This window comes from Streptomyces sodiiphilus, assembly GCF_039529215.1.
Taxonomy (GTDB): domain Bacteria; phylum Actinomycetota; class Actinomycetes; order Streptomycetales; family Streptomycetaceae; genus Streptomyces; species Streptomyces sodiiphilus.
The window spans coordinates 89244-105318 of record NZ_BAAAMJ010000001.1 but is presented as its reverse complement, the minus strand read 5'-3'; the positions used below and the strand labels follow the sequence as shown (position 1 = coordinate 105318).

The 16075-nt window shown below is 70.8% G+C and carries 13 protein-coding genes; 12 read left to right on the top strand and 1 reads right to left on the bottom strand.

The window, feature by feature from the left end; translation table 11 throughout:
- Positions 1-206: 206 nt before the first annotated feature.
- Positions 207-2627, top strand: a complete 2421-nt coding sequence (locus ABD299_RS00500; protein ID WP_425581218.1) for a RelA/SpoT family protein — start codon at positions 207-209, stop codon at positions 2625-2627.
- Between the two features lie 49 nt (positions 2628-2676).
- On the opposite strand, the gene ABD299_RS00495 is transcribed toward ABD299_RS00500, so the two are convergent.
- Complete coding sequence (locus ABD299_RS00495) at positions 2677-3906, bottom strand: DUF349 domain-containing protein (RefSeq protein WP_344257844.1); 1230 nt, start codon at positions 3904-3906, stop codon at positions 2677-2679.
- 284 nt (positions 3907-4190) lie between these two features.
- On the opposite strand from ABD299_RS00495, the gene ABD299_RS00490 reads away from it, so the two are divergent.
- The 11 genes from ABD299_RS00490 to ABD299_RS00440 all read left to right on the top strand — a co-directional run bounded on the left by ABD299_RS00490 (position 4191) and on the right by ABD299_RS00440 (position 16019).
- Positions 4191-4904, top strand: coding sequence for an MBL fold metallo-hydrolase (locus ABD299_RS00490; protein ID WP_344257843.1), 714 nt, complete (start codon positions 4191-4193; stop codon positions 4902-4904).
- Between the two features lie 14 nt (positions 4905-4918).
- A complete protein-coding gene (gene hisS / locus ABD299_RS00485) occupies positions 4919-6190 on the top strand; it encodes a histidine--tRNA ligase (RefSeq protein WP_344257842.1) in 1272 nt (423 codons plus the stop codon).
- A 76-nt stretch (positions 6191-6266) separates the two neighbouring features.
- Positions 6267-6920: a vitamin K epoxide reductase family protein gene (locus ABD299_RS00480; protein WP_425581217.1), complete on the top strand. Its 654-nt coding sequence runs from the start codon at positions 6267-6269 to the stop codon at positions 6918-6920.
- A gap of 65 nt (positions 6921-6985) precedes the next feature.
- The gene (locus ABD299_RS00475; protein ID WP_344257840.1) at positions 6986-8350 is read left to right on the top strand and encodes a replication-associated recombination protein A; all 1365 of its coding nucleotides are present in this window, start codon (positions 6986-6988) and stop codon (positions 8348-8350) included.
- Between the two features lie 90 nt (positions 8351-8440).
- Entirely contained in the window at positions 8441-9052 is a 612-nt protein-coding gene (rpsD, locus tag ABD299_RS00470) for a 30S ribosomal protein S4 (RefSeq protein WP_344257839.1), read from the top strand.
- Positions 9053-9211: 159 nt separating this feature from the next.
- On the top strand, positions 9212-9631 hold the full coding sequence (locus tag ABD299_RS00465; RefSeq protein ID WP_344257838.1) for a DUF948 domain-containing protein: 420 nt from the start codon (positions 9212-9214) through the stop codon (positions 9629-9631).
- An 8-nt stretch (positions 9632-9639) separates the two neighbouring features.
- Positions 9640-9969: a DUF6167 family protein gene (locus ABD299_RS00460; protein WP_344257837.1), complete on the top strand. Its 330-nt coding sequence runs from the start codon at positions 9640-9642 to the stop codon at positions 9967-9969.
- Positions 9969-12653, top strand: coding sequence for an alanine--tRNA ligase (gene alaS / locus ABD299_RS00455; protein WP_344257836.1), 2685 nt, complete (start codon positions 9969-9971; stop codon positions 12651-12653). The genes ABD299_RS00460 and alaS overlap by 1 nt, the downstream gene beginning before the upstream one ends.
- Complete coding sequence (gene ruvX / locus ABD299_RS00450; RefSeq protein WP_344257835.1) at positions 12653-13117, top strand: Holliday junction resolvase RuvX; 465 nt, start codon at positions 12653-12655, stop codon at positions 13115-13117. Before alaS ends, ruvX begins: the two co-directional genes overlap by 1 nt.
- Before the next feature lie 123 nt (positions 13118-13240).
- The gene (gene mltG, locus ABD299_RS00445) at positions 13241-15112 is read left to right on the top strand and encodes an endolytic transglycosylase MltG (RefSeq protein WP_344257833.1); all 1872 of its coding nucleotides are present in this window, start codon (positions 13241-13243) and stop codon (positions 15110-15112) included.
- Between the two features lie 49 nt (positions 15113-15161).
- Positions 15162-16019, top strand: a complete 858-nt coding sequence (locus ABD299_RS00440) for a shikimate dehydrogenase (RefSeq protein WP_344257832.1) — start codon at positions 15162-15164, stop codon at positions 16017-16019.
- Positions 16020-16075: the final 56 nt, after the last annotated feature.

Below are 16075 nucleotides of genomic sequence, written 5' to 3'. Positions count from 1 at the left end.
GACATCGCGGCCCGGCTTCCGGCGGATCCCTTCCGCCGGAAGCCGGGCCGCGATGCCGACCCGGCCGGAAACGAGCTCCCGGGCCGGATCTGGCTACCATGGCAGTCCGATCGTTTCTCCGGCCGGACCCGAAGGCCGTCCCGCGGCCCGTCCGGACCGCTCCCTTTCCCGGTCACCCGGCAGGAAAGGCCCGTGAAGGAGTGCCCTTGCCAGACGAGGCCAAGCCGCTGACCTCCGCCGAGCGGCAGAACGCCAGGCCGACCGGGCAGACGACGGCCCGGACGAACGGTGCGAGCGCGCCCAAGCCGCAGCCACCGGCCGTGTCCGGGATCTCCGGGCGCTCCGGGTCCTCCAACCGGGTCCGCGCCCGCCTGGCGCGGCTGGGCGTTCAGCGTTCCACGCCCTACAACCCCGTGCTGGAGCCACTGCTGAGGGTGGTGCGGGCCAACGACCCCAAGGCCGACACCGCCGTGCTGCGGCAGATCGAGCGGGCCTACCAGGTCGCCGAGCGCTGGCACCGCGGGCAGAAGCGCAAGAGCGGCGATCCCTACATCACCCACCCTCTCGCGGTGACCACCATCCTGGGCGAGCTGGGCATGGACCCGGCCACCTTGATGGCCGGCCTGCTGCACGACACCGTCGAGGACACCGAGTACGGGCTGGAGGCCCTGCGGCGCGATTTCGGCGACCAGGTCGCGCTGCTCGTCGACGGGGTCACGAAGCTGGACAAGGTCAAGTTCGGCGAGGCCGCGCAGGCCGAGACCGTGCGCAAGATGGTCGTCGCGATGGCCAAGGACCCCCGTGTGCTGGTCATCAAACTGGCCGACCGGCTGCACAACATGCGCACCATGCGTTTCCTGCAGCGTCACAAGCAGGAGCAGAAGGCCCGCGAGACGCTGGAGATCTACGCACCGCTGGCGCACCGGCTGGGCATGAACACCATCAAGTGGGAGCTGGAGGACCTGGCGTTCGCCATCCTCTACCCCAAGATGTACGACGAGATCGTCCGGCTGGTGGCCGAGCGCGCGCCCAAACGCGACGAGTATCTGGCCACGGTGATCGACGAGGTGCAGGCCGACCTCCGCGGCGCCCGCATCAAGGCGGCAGTGACCGGGCGCCCCAAGCACTACTACAGTGTGTACCAGAAGATGATCGTGCGAGGACGGGACTTCGCCGAGATCTACGACCTGGTCGGCATCCGCGTCCTGGTGGACACCGTGAGGGACTGCTACGCGGCGCTGGGCACCGTGCACGCGCGGTGGAACCCGGTTCCCGGGCGGTTCAAGGACTACATCGCGATGCCCAAGTTCAACATGTACCAGTCGCTGCACACAACGGTTATCGGCCCCGGCGGCAAGCCGGTCGAACTGCAGATCCGCACCTTCGACATGCACCGGCGCGCGGAGTACGGCATCGCCGCGCACTGGAAGTACAAGCAGCAGGCCGTCGCCGGGGCCTCCAAGATCCGCTCGGAGGGCCCGCGCAAGGGCGAGACCGTCGACGACATGGCCTGGCTGCGGCAGCTGCTGGACTGGCAGAAGGAGACCGAGGACCCCGGGGAGTTCCTGGAGTCGCTGCGCTTCGACCTCTCCCGGAACGAGGTCTTCGTCTTCACCCCCAAGGGCGATGTGATCGCCCTGCCGGCGGGGGCCACTCCCGTCGACTTCGCCTACGCGGTGCACACCGAGGTCGGCGACCGGACCATAGGGGCCAAGGTCAACGGCCGTCTGGTCCCCTTGGAGTCCACGCTGGACAACGGCGACACCGTGGAGATCTTCACCTCCAAGGCGGAGGGTGCCGGGCCCTCCCGCGACTGGCTCGGCTTCGTCAAGTCACCGCGGGCACGGAACAAGATCCGCGCGTGGTTCTCCCGGGAACGCCGGGACGAGGCGATCGAGCAGGGAAAGGACTCCATCGCCCGCGCCATCCGCAAGCAGAACCTGCCGATCCAGCACGTCATGACCGGGGACTCCCTGGTCACCCTCGCCCACGAGATGCGCTATCCGGACATCTCCTCCCTGTACGCCGCGATCGGGGAGGGGCACGTCTCGGCGCAGAGCGTGGTGCAGAAGCTGGTCCAGGCCGTCGGCGGGGAGGAGGCGGCCAGCGAGGACATCGCGGAGACCGCGCCGCCGGTGCCCGCCCGCAGCAAGCGGCGCTCCACGGCCGACCCCGGGGTGGTCGTCAAGGGCATCGACGATGTGTGGGTCAAGCTCGCGCGCTGCTGCACCCCGGTCCCGGGCGACCCGATCATCGGTTTCGTGACCCGCGGCAGTGGCGTCTCGGTCCACCGCTCGGACTGTGTGAATGTCGACTCCCTGTGCAAGGAGCCCGAGCGCATCCTGGAGGTCGAGTGGGCCCCCACCCAGTCCTCGGTCTTCCTGGTGGCCATCCAGGTCGAGGCGCTGGACCGCAGTCGGCTGCTCTCCGATGTCACCCGGGTGCTGTCCGACCAGCATGTGAACATTCTCTCCGCGGCCGTGCAGACCTCCCGTGACCGGGTGGCCACCTCGCGGTTCACCTTCGAGATGGGTGATCCCAAGCATCTGGGACACGTGCTGAAGGCGGTCCGTGGAGTCGAGGGCGTCTACGACGTCTACCGGGTCACCTCGGCCCGACGGCCCTGACNCCGGCACGCGAGCGCGTGCCGGGGCCCCGGAAGAAGCGGAGAGCCCGTCAGCCGCCGAACTCCTGCAGCCCCTTCAGCGCCTGGTCCAGCAGCGCCTGCCGGCCCGCCAGCTCCTTCTCCAGTTTCTCGGCCCTGGCGGTGTTCCCGGCCGCCCGTGCCTTGTCGGCCTGCTCGCGCAGCTTGTCCACCGCCCCCTGCAACTGCCCGGTCAGGCCCTCGGCCCGCGCCCTGGCCTCGGGGTTGGTCCGGCGCCACTCCGCGTCCTCGGCCTCGTGGACGGCCCGCTCGACCGCCTGCATGCGGCCTTCGATACCGGCCCGGGCGTCCCTCGGCACGTGGCCGATGGCCTCCCAGCGCTCACCGATCGACCGCAGAGCCGCCCGGGCCGCCTTCACGTCCGTGACGGGCAGCAGCTTCTCGGCCTCGGCGGCGAGCTCCTCCTTGCGGGCCAGGTTCTCCCGGTGCTCGGCGTCGCGCTCGGCGAAGACCTCGCCACGGGCCTGGAAGAAGGCGTCCTGCGCCGCCCGGAACCGGGCCCACAGGTCCTCCTCCGCGTCCCGGTGGGCGCGCCCGGCGGCCTTCCAGTCCCGCATCAGCTCACGGTAGCGTGCCGCCGTGGGCCCCCAGTCGGTCGAGCCGGACAGGCTCTCCGCCTCGGTGATCAGCTTCTCCTTGCGGCGCCGGGTCTCCTCCCGCTGCGCGTCCAGCGCCGCGAAGTGCGCCTTGCGGCGCTTGGAGAAGGCCGACCGGGCGTGCGAGAAGCGGTGCCACAGTTCGTCGTCCGCCTTGCGGTCCAGCCGCGGCAGGCCCTTCCAGGTGCCCACCAGTTCCCGCAGCCGCTCGCCGGCCGAACGCCACTGATCACTGCCCGCCAGCTCCTCCGCCTCGGCGACCAGGGACTCCTTGGCCCGCCTGGCCTCCTCGGCCTGCCTGGCCCGGGCCGCCTTGCGCTCCTCCCGGCGCGCCTCGACCACGCCGGTGAGCGCGGTCAGCCGCCGGTCCAGCGCCGCCAGGTCACCGACGGCGTGAGCCTGGGCCACCTGCTCCCGCAGGTGCTCGATGGCCGCCATGGCGTCCTTCGCCGGCAGATCGGTCGTCTTCGCCCTGTGCTCGAGGAGACCGACCTCCACCTCCAGGCCGTCGTACTTGCGCTCGAAATAGGCGAGAGCCTCCTCAGGGGAACCCGCCTGCCACGAACCGGCGACCTTCTCCCCGTCGGCTGTCCGCACGTACACGGTCCCCGTCTCATCGACGCGGCCCCACGGGTCGCTGCTCACAGCGCCTCCTCCACATGATGCCGGGAGGGGATGCACCGCCCCCGGCATCGTCCACAGTTCTCGTCCGGTCTCGATCCGGCTTCCGGGCCCGCCCGACCGGCGAAGGCACCCTACACAACGCCAACATAGGCGACCGGCCACCCGGCTGTCCGCACTTGCGGGCAGGCGAATTGCCTCCGGGCCGAGCTCCGGCCCGGCGGGTTCGCCCCGCTCCGCCCGCCGCCGGTAGGCTCTGTACACCGTCCGTCGCCGCACGGGCACCGGACCGACACCGAGGGGCGAACGTGCTGATTGCCGGCTTTCCCGCCGGGGCCTGGGGAACCAACTGCTACCTTGTCGCGCCCGCCGCGGGCGAGGAATGCGTGATCATCGACCCCGGCCACCAGGCGGCCGAAGGAGTCGCGGAGACGGTCGCCAAGTACCGGCTCAAGCCGGTGGCAGTCGTCCTCACCCATGGTCACATCGACCATGTCGCCTCCGTGGTCCCGGTGTGCGGGGCACACAGCGTCCCCGCCTGGATCCACCCACGGGACCGCTACATGCTCTCCGACCCGGAGAAGGCCCTGGGGCGGGCCATCGGGCAGCCGCTGATGGGTGAACTGACCGTCGGGGAGCCGGACGACCTGCTGGAGCTCTCCGACGGCGCCGCGCTGGCGCTGGCCGGGCTGGAGTTCTCCGTCGCGCACGCGCCCGGGCATACCGAGGGGTCGGTGACCTTCAGGCTCCCGGAACAGCCCGACATCCCCCCGGTGCTCTTCTCGGGCGACCTGCTGTTCGCCGGCTCCATCGGACGCACCGACCTGCCCGGCGGTGACCACGCCGAGATCCTGCGCTCGCTGGCCCGTGTGTGCCTGCCGCTGGACGACTCGACCGTGGTGCTGTCCGGACACGGACCCCAGACCACCATCGGCCGCGAACGCGCCGCCAACCCGTATCTGCGGGAGGTGGCCGGCGGCCCAGGAGCCGTGGACCTCCAGGCTCCGCGACGAGGAATGTGAAGAAGACCTCTGCTGTGAGCACTTTCTCCGCCCCCCGGGGCACCTACGACCTGATCCCGCCGGACTCCGCGGACTTCCTGGCCGTGCGGGAGGCGATGGCCGCGCCACTGCGCCGGGCCGGCTACGGCTACATCGAGACACCGGGCTTCGAGCAGGTGGAACTCTTCTCCCGGGGCGTCGGCGAATCGACCGACATCGTCACCAAGGAGATGTACACCCTCACCACCAAGGGCGGGGACAGGCTGGCACTGCGGCCCGAGGGCACCGCCTCGGTGCTGCGCGCGGCGCTGGAGGCCAATCTGCACCGCGGGGCCCTGCCGGTGAAGCTGTGGTACTCGGGTTCCTACTACCGGTACGAGCGCCCGCAGGCCGGCCGTTACCGGCACTTCTCCCAGGTCGGTGCCGAAGTTCTGGGCGCGGAGGACCCGGCGCTGGACGCCGAACTGATCATCCTGGCCGCCGACGCCTACGCCTCCCTGGGGCTCACCGGAGTCCGGCTGCTGCTCAACTCCCTGGGAGATCGTGAGTGCCGCCCCGGGTACCGGACAGCCCTGCAGGACTTCCTGCGCGGTCTGGACCTGGATGAGGACACCCGCCGGCGCATCGAGGTCAACCCGCTGAGGGTCCTGGACGACAAGCGGGAGGCCGTCCAGCGGCAGCTCACCGGCGCCCCGCTGATGCGCGACCACCTGTGCGAGGCGTGCAAGGAGTACCACGAGCAGGTGCGTGAGCTGCTCACCGGCGCGGGCATCACCTTCGAGGACGATCCCAAGCTGGTGCGCGGACTCGACTACTACACCCGCACTACGTTCGAATTCGTCCACGACGGTCTCGGTTCCCAGTCCGCGGTGGGCGGCGGGGGCCGCTACGACGGGCTCTCCGAGATGATCGGCGGGCCGGCCCTGCCCGCCGTGGGCTGGGCGCTGGGAGTGGACCGGACCGTGCTGGCGCTGCGTGCCGAGAAGATCGCCCCGGACCTCCCGCGGGGGACCGAGGTCTTCGCGGTGCCGCTCGGCGAGGACGCCCGCCGTGCCCTGTTCGCCCTGGTCACCGAGTTGCGCCGGGCCGGCGTGGCTGCCGACTTCGCCTACGGGGGCAAGGGGATGAAGAACGGCATGAAGTCGGCGGACCGCTCCGGTGCCCGGTTCGCGCTGGTCGCCGGGGAGAGGGACCTCGCCGAGGGCACGGTCCAGCTGAAGGACCTCGCCAGCGGAGAACAGAGCCCCGTCGGGCTCGGAGCGTTGGTGGGGACGCTGCTGGCCGCACTCCGGCCGGAGCCCTCCTGAGAAGGCGGCCGCTGGGGCACAATGGCGGTGACCGGCTCCATGGCGGCACCACTGGCAGGACGGACGGCTTGAGACCATGACGACGACGGCACCCGGGGACGAGATGACCCACGACGGCCCGGGGCAGGAGAGCCCTCCCGAGCCGCCTCCGGGCGGAGTCGGCTCCGGGCGCGGCTTCGCCTGGCTCCTGGTGATCACCGGGGCCATGGGGCTGCTCGCCTCCTGGGTCATCACCCTCGACAAGTTCCGCCTGCTGGAGGACCCGGACTTCTCGCCGGCCTGCAGCATTAACCCGGTGGTCTCCTGCGGCAACATCATGGAGAGCGACCAGGCATCCGTCTTCGGGTTCCCGAACCCGATGCTGGGACTGGTCACCTACGGCATGGTGATCGCCATCGGGGCGGGCCTGGCCGCCGGCGCCCGCTACCGGCGCTGGTTCTGGCTCGGCCTGCAGGCCGGAACCCTTTTCGGGGTGGGGTTCTGCACCTGGCTGATGTATCAGTCGCTGTACCAGATCGTCGCACTCTGCCTGTGGTGCTGCCTGGCCTGGGTCGCCACCATCACCATGTTCTGGTACACCACCCTGCACAACGTGCGCTCCGGGTTCATCCCCGCACCTCCGGCCCTGCGGCGGACCCTGGAGGAGTTCCACTGGCTGCTGCCCACGGTGCACATCGGCATCGTCGGCATGCTGATCCTGACCCGCTGGTGGGACTTCTGGCTCGGCTAGATGCCCCCCCCGCGGCCGGCCGCTCCCGGAGTCGTTCGTCGGTGGCGTGACCTAGGCTTCGGGGTGTGGAGCCCGACCTGTTCACCGCCGCCGCCGAGGAACGCCAGGCCAAGGACCCGTCCGCGAGCCCGCTGGCCGTGCGGATGCGCCCGCGCACCCTCGACGAGGTGGTCGGCCAGCAGCACCTGCTGCGCCCCGGGTCCCCGCTGCGCCGCCTCGTCGGCGAGGGCGGCGCCGGGACGGCCGGGCCCGCTTCGGTCATCCTGTGGGGGCCGCCCGGCACGGGCAAGACCACGCTGGCGCATGTGGTCAGCAGGGCCACCGACAAGCGCTTCGTCGAGCTGTCCGCGATCACGTCCGGGGTCAAGGAGGTGCGGGCCGTGATCGAGGGGGCCCGCCGTTCGTCGGGCGGCTACGGCCGCGACACCGTCCTCTTCCTCGACGAGATCCACCGCTTCAGCAAGGCGCAGCAGGATTCCCTGCTGCCCGCTGTGGAGAACCGCTGGGTCACCCTCATCGCCGCCACCACGGAGAACCCGTACTTCTCGGTGATCTCGCCGCTGCTGTCCCGTTCCCTGCTGCTGACCCTGGAGCCGCTCACCGACGAGGACGTGCGCGGGCTGCTGCGCCGGGCCGCAGGCGACGAGCGGGGACTGGGCGGGGCGATCGGGCTGCCCGACGACACCGAGGCCCACCTGCTGCGCATCGCCGGCGGTGACGCCCGCCGCGCGCTCACAGCGCTGGAGGCGGCGGCCGGCGCGGCGATGGTCAAGGGGGAGGGCACTGTCACCCTGCGGACGCTGGAGGAAGCGGTGGACCGGGCGGCGGTCACCTACGACCGGGACGGCGACCAGCACTACGACGTGGCCAGCGCACTGATCAAGTCCATCCGCGGCTCGGACGTCGACGCCGCCCTGCACTACCTCGCCCGCATGATCGAGGCCGGGGAGGATCCGCGGTTCATCGCCCGGCGGCTGATGATCTCGGCGAGTGAGGACATCGGCATGGCGGACCCGACCGCCCTGCAGACCGCTGTGGCGGCCGCTCAGGCAGTCGCCATGATCGGCTATCCGGAGGCGCGCATCCCACTGGGCCAGGCCACCGTGGCGCTCGCTCTGGCACCGAAGTCGAACGCCGCCTACCTGGCGGTCGACGCTGCTCTCGCGGATGTCCGGGCGGGTCTGGCCGGGCAGGTGCCGTCGCACCTGAGGGACAGCCACTACCGGGGTGCCGAAGGTCTCGGCCACGGAAGGGGGTACCAGTACCCGCACGACGTCGAGGGCGGTATCGCCGCCCAGCAGTACGCCCCCGACACCGTGCACGGCAAGCGCTACTACCACCCCACCCGGCACGGAGCCGAGGCCCGGTACGCGGAGGTGCTCCAGCGCGTCCGCCGCCGGCTGGCCGGTGGAGGCGGCGACCGGCCCTGACCACCGGCAGTCCCGGACCGGCGGTGCGAACGCACGACCGGCCTCGGCTAAGGTAAGCCTTACCTAAACCATTGAGAAAGGTCTTCTTCCGTGAACCAGTCGCGTCCCAAGGTCAAGAAGTCCCGCGCGCTGGGGGTCGCCCTGACCCCCAAGGCCGTGCGGTACTTCGAGAAGCGCCCCTACCCCCCGGGTGTCCACGGGCGCGGCCGCAAGCAGACCAGCGACTACAAGGTCCGGCTGCTGGAGAAGCAGCGGCTGCGGGCCCAGTACGACATCAGCGAGCGGCAGATGGCCCGGGCGTACGACCGGGCCCGGAAGGTGGAGGGAAAGACCGGCGAGGCGCTCATCGTGGAGCTGGAGCGCCGCCTGGACGCGCTCGTGCTTCGCTCCGGTCTCGCCCGCACCATCTACCAGGCCCGCCAGATGGTGGTCCATGGCCACATCGCGGTCAACGGCCGCAAGGTCGACAAGCCCTCCTTCCGGGTCCGGCCCGGTGACGTGGTGGCCGTGCGGGAGCGCAGCCGGGACAAGCACCCGTTCCAGGTGGCCCGTGAGGGAGGCTGGGCACCCGACGGCGAGACGCCGCGATACCTGGACGTCAACCTGCCGGCGCTCGCGTTCCGGCTGGACCGGGACCCCAACCGCAGCGAGATCCCGGTGATCTGCGACGAGCAGCTGGTGGTCGAGTACTACGCGCGATGAGCCCTGGACCGGGTCCGGCTGCCGCCCGGCCCCGGCAGCGGAGAATGTCGGTACGGACCTGCCGCCCGGTCACGGTAGGGTCGGTAACCGCCGCCGCTCCCGGGCAGGCCGCAGGGTGAGCGGCGGCCGACCCATAGGACTTCAGGGAAGCGGTGCAGCGTGTCCGGTGGAGAAGTGGCCGGTCTCCTGGTGGCCGTCTTCTGGGCGATTCTGGTGTCGTTCCTCGCTGTCGCACTGGTGAGGCTCGCACAGACGCTCAGGGCGGCGACCGAGCTCGTGACCGAGGTGACCCGGCAGGCGGTTCCGCTGCTCGGAGAGGCGTCCGAGACGATCCGCTCCGCACAGAGCCAGCTCGACCGGGTGGAGACCATCGCCTCCGATGTCCAGGAGGTGACCTCCAACGCCTCCGCTCTCTCCTCCACCGTGGCCACCACGTTCGGGGGTCCGCTGGTCAAGGTCGCCGCGTTCGGTTACGGCGTCCGGCGGGCTCTGCGCCGGCGTGAGACTCAGCCGCCGCGCCGTACCGTCGCCGGCCGTACGCTGCCGTCCCCCCGGCGCGGCCGGCCCCGAAAGGACTGATCCGCCAGATGTTCCGCCGCGCCTTCTGGTTCACCACCGGCGCTGCTGCCGGTGTGTGGGCCACCACCAAGGTCCAGCGAAAGCTGCGCAGTCTCGCGCCGGAGAGTGTCGCCGTCCGGACGGCGGACCGTGCCGTCCTCGCCGGTCAGCGCCTGCGCGATTTCGCTCTCGACGTGCGGACCGGCATGGCCCAGCGCGAGGGCGAGCTGCAGGACGCGCTGGGCATCGGTGAACTTCCCCACGCGCCCGCCGAGGAACGCGAGCGCGTGATCCCCCCGCAGACCGGCCGGCCCGGGCTCGGCCCGGTACCGCGCACAACCCGAAAAGAGGACCACTGATGGAGTCGGCAGAGATCCGCCGCCGCTGGCTGAGCTTCTTCGAGGAGCGCGGGCACCTTGTGGTGCCGTCGGCCTCGCTGATCGCGGACGACCCGACCCTGCTGCTGGTCCCGGCGGGGATGGTGCCCTTCAAGCCGTACTTCCTCGGCGAGGCCGCACCCCCCGCGCCCCGGGTCACCAGCGTGCAGAAGTGCGTGCGGACCCCGGACATCGAAGAGGTCGGCAAGACCACGCGGCACGGCACCTTCTTCCAGATGTGCGGGAACTTCTCCTTCGGCGACTACTTCAAGGAAGGTGCCATCAAGCTCGCCTGGGAGCTGCTGACCTCCCCACAGGAGGAAGGCGGATACGGCCTGGACGGTGAGCGGCTGTGGATCACCGTCTACGAGGAGGACGACGAGGCGGAGCGGATCTGGCGCGAGGTGATCGGAGTACCCGCCGAGCGCATTCAGCGACTGGGGATGGGGCCCAACTTCTGGTCCATGGGCGTTCCCGGGCCGTGTGGCCCGTGCTCGGAGATCAACTACGACCGAGGGCCCGAATTCGGCCCCGAGGGCGGCCCGGCCGTGAACGACGAACGCTACGTCGAGCTGTGGAACCTCGTCTTCATGCAGTACGAACGGGGGCCGGGCTCCGGTAAGACCGGCTTTCCCATTCTCGGTGAACTCCCCAGCCAGAACATCGACACCGGTCTCGGCCTTGAGCGGCTCGCCATGGTCCTCCAGGGTGTCCGCAACATGTACGAGACCGACACCCTGCGGGTGGTCATCGACAGGGCCACCGAACTCACCGGGGTCCGCTACGGCGACAGCGAGCGTACCGACGTGGCGCTTCGCGTGGTCGCCGACCACATGCGCACGTCCGTCATGCTCATCGGCGACGGCGTCACCCCCGGCAACGAGGGCCGCGGCTACGTGCTGCGCCGCATCATGCGACGGGCCATCCGCACCATGCGCATCCTCGGCGCCGGGACGCGTGTCGTGGGGGACCTGGTGGACGTCGTCCTGAAGACGATGGGACAGCAGTACCCCGAGCTGCTCACCGACCGCAAGCGCATCGAGACGGTCGCCCTGGCAGAGGAGTCGGCTTTCCTCAAGACGCTCAAGGCGGGTACCGGCATCCTGGACGCGGCCGTCGCGGAGACCCGGGCCACGGGAGGCACCGTGCTGCCGGGTGAGAAGGCCTTCCTGCTCCACGACACCTGGGGCTTCCCCATCGATCTCACCCTCGAGATGGCGGCCGAGCAGGGCCTGAGCGTGGACGAGACGGGTTTCCGCCGCCTGATGAAGGAGCAGCGGGAGCGGGCCAAGGCCGACGCCCAGGCCAAGAAGCAGGGCCACGCCGACCTGTCCGCCTACCGCGAGGTCGCCGACCGGGCCGGTACCACCGAGTTCACCGGCTACACCCACACCTCCGGCGAGGCCACGGTGGTCGGCCTGCTCGTGGACGGTCTGCCCTCCCCAGCGGCCGCCGAGGGCGACGACATCGAGGTGGTGCTCGACCGCACGCCGTTCTACGCCGAGGGCGGAGGGCAGCTCGCCGACACCGGCCGGATCAAGCTGGACTCCGGGGCAGTCATCGAGGTCCGTGACGTCCAGCAGCCCGTGCCCGGCGTGACGGTCCACAAGGGGGCCGTCCAGGTCGGCGAGGTGACCGTGGGGGCCGGCGCGTTCTGCCGCATCGACGTGCGCCGTCGCCGCTCCATCGCCCGGGCGCACAGTGCCACCCATCTCACCCACCAGGCGCTGCGCGACGCCCTCGGCCCGACGGCCGCCCAGGCCGGTTCCGAGAACGCGCCGGGCCGTTTCCGGTTCGACTTCGGCTCTCCGGCCCCGGTGCCCACCGCGGTCCTCACCGATGTCGAGCAGCAGATCAACGAGGTGCTCGGCAGGGAACTCGACGTCACCGCCGAGGTGATGTCGATGGAAGAGGCGAGGAGGCAGGGCGCCATCGCCGAGTTCGGCGAGAAGTACGGCGACCGGGTCCGGGTGGTCACCATCGGGGACTTCTCCAAGGAGCTGTGCGGCGGTACCCATGTGCACAACACCGCCCAGCTCGGGCTGGTGAAGCTGCTCGGGGAATCCTCCATCGGCTCGGGCGTGCGGCGGGTCGAGGCGCTGGTGGGTGCCGACGCCTACCAGTTCCTGGCTCGGGAGCACACGGTGGTCTCCCAGCTCACCGAGCTGCTCAAGGGACGGCCCGAGGAACTGCCCGAGCGGGTCTCCGGGATGCTCTCCCGGCTGCGGGAGGCGGAGAAGGAGATCGAGCGGTTCCGCGCGGAGAAGGTGCTGCAGGCCGCCGGAGGACTGGCCGACAGTGCCCGGGACGTCCACGGTGTCGCCCTGGCGGGAGCCCGGGTACCGGACGGCACCACCGCGGACGACCTGCGCAAGCTGGTCCTGGACGTGCGCAACCGGCTGCAGTCGCGAGCGGGAGCGTCCGACAGGGCCGCCGTGGTGGCCCTGTTCAGCGTGGTGGGCAATCGTCCGGTGACCGTGATCGCGACGAACGAGGCGGCCCGTGAGCGCGGGCTGAAGGCGGGTGACCTGGTCCGTGCCGCGGCCAAGGCCCTGGGCGGCGGTGGGGGCGGCAAGCCCGATGTGGCGCAGGGCGGGGGCCAGAACCCGGCTGCCATCGACGAGGCACTGGCCGCGGTCGAACGGCTCGTGTCCGGGAGTGCGTGATGCGGCGGGGCCGGCGGCTGGCCGTGGACGTCGGTGACGCCAGGATCGGGGTCGCCAGCTGTGACCCCGACGGGCTGCTGGCCACGCCCGTGGAGACGGTGCCGGGACGGGACCGGGCCGCAGCCCAGCGTCGACTGGCCGAACTCGTCGCCGAGTACGAACCGCTGGAGGTGGTGATGGGCCTTCCGCGGTCCCTGCGGGGAGGGGAGGGCCCGGCGGCGGGCAAGGTGCGTGCGTTCGCGCGCGAGACGGCTCAACGGGTGGCCCCGGTTCCCGTACGTCTGGTGGACGAGCGCATGAGCACCGTGACCGCCGCACAGGAGATGCGCATGTCCGGGGTCTCGGCGCGGAAGGGCCGCGGGCGCATCGATCAGGCTGCCGCGGTGGTCATCCTGCAGAGTGCTCTGGAGACCGAACGGGTGTCGGGGCGGCCGCCGGGGCAGTGCGTCGAAGTGGTTGTCTGATGGCTATACGGTAACGTTCCGCGCGACAAGGCAGTCAATCGAACAGCAGGACTACCGGCCTGCGGGCGAGCGTTCGACCGGACAGGGAAAGAACGGCTGCCGCTGTACGTCACAAGGGGATCGATGAGTGATTATGGCCGGGGTCCCGGCTCCGAACCGTGGCACCCCGACGACCCTCTCTACGGAGATCAGGGATGGGGTGACGGGTACGGCACCCAGGATGGCCATGCCCCGCGGCACGGCGACGCCGGCGGTCAGGGGCAGTGGCCGTCCGGGCACGGCGATCACCAGCAGCATCCCCACCAGCAGCATCCCCACCAGCAGCATCCCCACCAGCAGCACCCCCCTCAGGGCCACCAGCACGGGCAGTCCGGTTATCCGCAGGACCAGCAGTACCAGCAGCAGTCACCGGGGTACCCGCACCACCAGCAGTACCAGCAGAGCGCTCACCCCTACCCGGAGCAGCACCCCCAGCAGCACCAGGACCCTTACCAGGGGTATCACCCCCAGCAGCATCATGACCCCTACCAGCAGCAACAGGCCTCCGGGTATCCGTACCCCCAGCAGGGCGGCTGGGAGGGAGGGCAGCACTACGACGCCGAGCCCTACGACCCCTACGGTCGCGAGCAGCCCGATGCCTACGGCGCGGGCGCGCAGCGGAACACGGCGCCCCAGCAGGCTGAGCCCATGCCCCCGCAGGACGCCGGGCGGCGCCCGGCTCCGGGACCCGGCGCACGCCGGCGGCCGGAGGAGCCGTCCGGTCCCGACCCGGACACCGGGTGGGACCCGGGGCCGGACCAGGGGGAGAGCGATTTTTTCTCCGGGCGGGACAACGATGATGACGTCGATGACCGTGACGAGCCCGGTGGCAGGCGCGGCGGAAGGTCCAAGAAGAAGGGCAAGCCTCAGCGCAGCGGCTTCGCCTGTCTGGTTGCCGCTCTCGTCCTCACCGGAGGGCTGGGCACCGCCACATACCTCGGTTACCAGTTCTACGACAGCAGGTTCGGCGGCGGCGGTCCGCCGGAGGACTACGCCGGTGAGGGCACGGGTGAGGTCCAGGTGGAGATCCCCGAGGGCGCCTCTCTCTCCAAGATGGGGAACATCCTCAAGGAGGCGGGGGTCGTCAAGAGCCACGACGCCTTCGTCGCCGCCGCAGCGGCCGACGAGGAGAGGTCCCGGCGTATCCAGGCAGGTGTCTACACGCTGCGCAAGGAGATGTCCGCCGTGGCGGCCATCGAGATGCTCGTCTCCCCGGAGGCGCTGAACACGCTCACCATTCCGGAGGGGTGGCGCACCACCCGGGTCTACCAGGCGATCGACGAGCGGCTCGACCTCGCCGAAGGAACCACCGAGGAGATCGCCGAGAGCGGGGACTTCGACCTGCCGGACTGGGCCACCGGGAATCCGGAGATAAAGAGCCCCCTGGAGGGGTTCCTCTTTCCGGCGCGGTACAACGTGGGCGAGGGGGTCACGCCCGAGGACCTGCTGAGCCAGATGGTCGACCGCGCCGTCAAGGAGTACGAGCGGTTCGATCTCGCCGCCGCGGCGCAGAGTCTGGGGCTGGAGTCCCCGATGGATGTGCTGACCGTTGCCAGCCTGGTGCAGGCGGAGGGCAAGACCCACGAGGACTTCCGGAAGATGGCCCGGGTCGTCTACAACCGGCTCGAGCCCACCAACGATGAGACGAACGGCAAGATCGAGTTCGACTCCACATACAACTACATCATGAATCAGAGCGAGATCCTCCTGAACCCGGATACTCTCCGCAGTCATGATGATCCGTACAATACATACTATTATCGAGGTCTCCCCCCGGGACCGATCGGCAACCCCGGCTCGGAAGCGGTGGAGGCGGCGATCGACCCGGAACCGGGCGAGTGGATGTACTTCGTCTCGGTCGACGGGAACACCACCGAGTTCGCCGTCACCTACGAGGATCACCAGCGTCTGGTCGAGAAGTTCAACGAGTTCCAGCGACAGCAGAACGACGGGTGAGGTGGCACGCCCCGTGCGCCCCGCCGGGCCGGAGAGCGGGAGGGCAGGAATGACAGCGGCATCGGCCGGAAACCGGGCCGGCGCGTACCGGGCGGCTGTGCTCGGCTCGCCGATCGCCCACTCGCTCTCCCCGGTCCTGCACCGGGCTGCCTACGCGGACCTCGGCCTGAGCACGTGGACGTACGGGCGGTACGACGTGGACGAGCACGGACTGGAACGATTCGTCCGCGGGCTGGGGCCGGAATGGGCCGGACTCTCCCTCACCATGCCGCTCAAGCGCGCCGTCATTCCCCTGCTGGACAGCATGAGCGGGACCGCCGAGGCGGTGGAAGCGGTGAACACGGTGGTGTTCACCGCGGACGGGCGGCGTATCGGGGACAACACCGACGTCCCGGGCATCGTCGCCGCGCTCCGGGAGCGGGGCGTGGAGCGAGTCGAACGCGCGGCCGTTCTCGGTGCCGGAGCCACCGCTGCCTCGGCCCTGGCCGCGCTGGCCCACATCTGTGCCGGCGAGGTCACGGCCTACGTCCGCAGCACCGGGCGGGCCGCGGAGATGCGCGGCTGGGGGGAACGGCTCGGGCTGCCGGTGAGGACCGCCGACTGGTCCGAGGCACGCGAGGCGCTGCATGCCCCCCTGGTGGTCGCCACGACCCCGGCCGGCGCCACCGACTCTCTCGCCGCTGAGATCCCCGCAGCCCCCGGTGCCCTCTTCGACGTCCTCTATCACCCCTGGCCCACGCCGCTGGCCGCCGCCTGGGCCGAGCGCGGAGGGGTGCTGCTCGGCGGGCTGGACCTGCTGGTCCACCAGGCGGTGCTCCAGGTGGAGCTGATGACGGGGAAGACGCCCGGGCCGCTCGCCGCCATGCGTGCGGCGGGTCAGCGCGCGCTGGCCGCCCGGCCTGCCTGACATCCCGGCACCCGGAGGCGTCCGGAACCCGGACGGGGTTGGGGAGTGTCGGGCGG

Coding starts and splice junctions, on each gene's coding strand:
- ABD299_RS00480 (WP_425581217.1), top strand. CDS start 6,267: ATGACGACGACGGCACCCGGGGACGAGATGACCCACGACGGCCCGGGG.
- ABD299_RS00460 (WP_344257837.1), top strand. CDS start 9,640: ATGTTCCGCCGCGCCTTCTGGTTCACCACCGGCGCTGCTGCCGGTGTG.
- alaS (WP_344257836.1), top strand. CDS start 9,969: ATGGAGTCGGCAGAGATCCGCCGCCGCTGGCTGAGCTTCTTCGAGGAG.
- ruvX (WP_344257835.1), top strand. CDS start 12,653: ATGCGGCGGGGCCGGCGGCTGGCCGTGGACGTCGGTGACGCCAGGATC.
- mltG (WP_344257833.1), top strand. CDS start 13,241: ATGAGTGATTATGGCCGGGGTCCCGGCTCCGAACCGTGGCACCCCGAC.
- ABD299_RS00440 (WP_344257832.1), top strand. CDS start 15,162: ATGACAGCGGCATCGGCCGGAAACCGGGCCGGCGCGTACCGGGCGGCT.